General features: G+C 70.8%; 3 protein-coding genes and 1 pseudogene. 2 read left to right on the plus strand and 2 right to left on the minus strand.

What is annotated here, in order from left to right:
- Both G6020_RS10175 and G6020_RS10180 read left to right on the plus strand, forming a co-directional pair.
- A pseudogene (locus G6020_RS10175) lies at nt 1–397 on the plus strand (N-acetyl-1-D-myo-inositol-2-amino-2-deoxy-alpha-D-glucopyranoside deacetylase); the annotation flags it as partial.
- A complete protein-coding gene (locus G6020_RS10180; protein ID WP_182610540.1) occupies nt 394–795 on the plus strand; it encodes a hypothetical protein in 402 nt (133 codons plus the stop codon). The pseudogene G6020_RS10175 and the gene G6020_RS10180, both read left to right, overlap by 4 nt.
- Here the strand turns inward: G6020_RS10180 and G6020_RS10185 are convergent.
- Complete coding sequence (locus tag G6020_RS10185) at nt 766–2454, minus strand: PH domain-containing protein (RefSeq protein WP_182610541.1); 1689 nt, start codon at nt 2452–2454, stop codon at nt 766–768. The two genes, G6020_RS10180 and G6020_RS10185, sit on opposite strands and share 30 nt — an antisense overlap.
- The gene (locus tag G6020_RS10190; RefSeq protein ID WP_179525600.1) at nt 2451–3095 is read right to left on the minus strand and encodes a PH domain-containing protein; all 645 of its coding nucleotides are present in this window, start codon (nt 3093–3095) and stop codon (nt 2451–2453) included. The genes G6020_RS10185 and G6020_RS10190 overlap by 4 nt, the downstream gene beginning before the upstream one ends.
- Nucleotides 3096–3164: the final 69 nt, after the last annotated feature.

Raw genomic sequence — 3164 nt, forward strand, 5'->3', positions numbered from 1 at the left:
CGAGGCCGGCCACCGGCCCCGGCGGATGGCGTGGACGGTGACCGCCCGGTCGGACGTCTCGCGACGGCACCCCGCGCCACCCGGCCACCTGCGGCACGCGGGGGAGTCCGAGCTTCCCTCGGTGCCGGACTCCCGACTCACCCACCGGGTGCCGCTCGACGACGCGACCTATGCGGCCAAGTTGGAGGCACTGACCGGGCACGCGACCCAGCTGGAACTGGTGCCCGGCACGGACGACGATCCGTGGTTCCTCGCACTGACCAACGGGGTGCTGCAGCCGGTCTCGGAGGTCGAGTGGTACATCGCCCACGACCTCGTCGACCCCGACGGCCCCTACGTCAAGTGCCCGCCCGGCACCGCACACCTTCTCGACGGACTCGTGGGGGAGTCCCGGTGACCCGCCGGACCGCCGTCGCGCGCACCACCTCGGCCGTGGAGCTCGGCGTGGCGCTGCTGATGCTCGCGGTGGGGGCCGCGACCAGCTGTGTCCTCACCGTCGCCTGGTTGACCGCGTATGTCGGCCCGGTCCCGGCCCCGTTCACCATCCTGGTGGCCGGCGCGTGGTCGCTGTTCCTGGTGCGGGTGGCCTCCGCCTGGTCCGAACGCGCGATCGTGGCCGTGTTCCCGGCCCTGATCTGGATCCTCACCCTGGTGGCGCTCAACCTGGGTCCCGGCGGGGACATGCCGGTCCCGATCGGGTTGCGGGGCCTGGCGCTGCTGCTGGTGGGCGGTCTCATCCCGCTGTGGGTCGCGACCCTGGGTCGATCACTGCGCCCGGATACCCATCGAGGGTGAGGAACGCACGTCGGGGTCACCCTCGTGGTTCCAGACGTCCGTGATCCCCGGGGTCAGCGCCTCGGCCAGAGCCCACGCCTCGTCGGCGTCCATGTCCATCACCGAGTAGACGCCGTTGCCCGCCGGGGTGGCCGCGGAGACGGTGGCGACCCCGGCCGAGCGCTGGAACACCGACTGGGTCACCGTCCATCCGATGATCCCGTCCGCCTCGAGCACCGTCCGCTTGGCGGTCCACGACCCGTGCGAGGTCACCAGCATGTCGGGCAGCAGTGCGTGGCCGAGCATCCTGATCCGGTCGACCGACAACGCGAGGAAGAACACGAGGGCCGCCGGGATCGCCCACCGCACCCAGATGTCGGCCGAGGGACCGGAGTCGATCCGGACCAGGACGATGAGACCGGCCACGATCCAGAACGGCATGAGTCCGCGGGTGATCCGCCGCCGGGCGGCCTTCCACGGGTGACGTCGCAGAGGCACGGTGACGGGGGTCGGGTCGCCGAGGATGCGGATCGCCACCCGGCGGACGTCCTTGATGGGTGCCTGCGGCAGCAGGGTCGACGCGGCGGCACCCTTCTTGGTCCCCGTCATGATGGGCTCGAGCCGGCCGCCGCCCAGGAGCCGGAGGTACACGGGCAGACGGATCTCGACCCCGCGGAGCCTCGCCTTGTCCAACGCCTGGTGCTTGCGGCGCAGGATGCCGTTCTGGACGTAGAGCAACTGCCCACGGTCGGTGAGTGCGTACTTCCCGTAGCGGATCGCGTACGTGATGATCGCCAGGACGCCGGCCACCATCCAGATCGCGACGGCCTCGCCGACCAGGGTCCACGGTTGTCCGAGGGAATCGAGCCACGAGACGGCCGCCTCGACCACCGCGAGGTCCATGACGCGGTCGTGCATGTCGCCCATCTGCCAGGTGATGAGCCACAGTGACAGGAGCACGCCGAACCCGATGAAGGAGAACGGCGCGAACCTTGCCCACGTGACGCGCCACTGGGAGATGTCCTCACCGTACTTCGACCCCCACTGCTCCTCGTCCTCCTCGCTGAGCGTCGGGTCCAGGGCACGCCGGTGCTCGAGCAACTCGTCGCGCAGCGGCTCGACCTGGGCCGTGTCGATGGCGTTGAGCCGGAACCGCTCGGCGTCCGACTTCCCGGAGTCCGCGCGGCCGGTGCCGACCTCGACGATCGACACCCGCATGACCCGGTGGAACAGATCCGATTCGGTGTCCACGCTGCGGATCCGCTGGCGCGACACCGTGACCACGTTGCGGCTGAAGAAGCCCTTCCTCAGGATGATGTGGGTCCGGCCGACCTGATAGCTCGTGGACAGCCACCGCAGCAGACTGCCGAGGACGATCAGTGAGATGACGCCGATCTCGAACCAGTAGTTGTTGCGGTTCGAGCCCAGCCACAGGGAGATGAGGAACAGCGGGAGCAACCGGGTGAGCATCCCCAGGGGATCCACCAGCAGCATCCGCCAGGACAACCGCTCCCACGGGGCCTCCGGGTCGACCTGTCCGGCCTCGTCGGTCCGATCGGCCGCGGTGTCCTCCTCCGTCGGGTCGGAACCCGGGTCCCGCGCGGTGTCGACGGAGGAGCCGGCCTCGTCGTCGTCGTCCGGACCCGCCGTCACCCCGGTCGCGGCGCCCGGTCCGCTCACGTCCCGTCCTCCGAGTCCAGGTTGGCGATGGCGATGAGGTGCTGGGCCAGGGCCTCGGCATCAGCGAGGGTCAGCCCCCTGATCTCGACCGTGCCCTGGGCGGAGGCGGTGGAGGCGTGGACCGTGGCCAGGCCGAACCAGCGCTCGAACAGGTTGCGGGTGGTGTACACCGTCTGGAGGCGGGCCAGCGGGGCGATCCGGAACTGGGTGGTCCACCAGCCCTTGCGCGAGCACACCGCGGTGTCCGAGACGTCCCAGCGGGCCACGATGTAGCGCCACCACGGCGCCACCACGATCGACATGAACGCGAACGGGACGGTCGCGGCCAGCGCGACCCAGTTCCAGAACCCCATCACGTTGTCGCCCCAGAAGTACCACCCGACCTGCAGGGCGGCGAGGATCGCCCACGACCAGATCCCCTCGATCACCCACAACACCGGCGTGCGGGGGGAGATCCGGTGACGCGGAGCCGTGACGAGAACCCGGTTGGACGTCAGCAGACCCTCCCCGGAGTCGGGGACGTCCTCGGTGGCGGTCGCCGGAGCCGGCTCGCGCAGGGCGTGGGCGCCACCGGCGCCACGGGGGGGTGCGGACACCAGGGGATCGCCGTTGCTGCGCAGGGGACGGGCGGGATCGGGCATGCCGCCCAGACTAATGCGCGGTCCCGTTCCGCACGCCCGTGACCTCCCACGCAGCACCGGCCCTCCACC

The organism is Dietzia sp. B19 (assembly GCF_014145155.1).
Classification (GTDB): domain Bacteria; phylum Actinomycetota; class Actinomycetes; order Mycobacteriales; family Mycobacteriaceae; genus Dietzia; species Dietzia natronolimnaea.

Coding starts and splice junctions, on each gene's coding strand:
- G6020_RS10190 (WP_179525600.1), bottom strand. CDS start 3,095: ATGCCCGATCCCGCCCGTCCCCTGCGCAGCAACGGCGATCCCCTGGTG.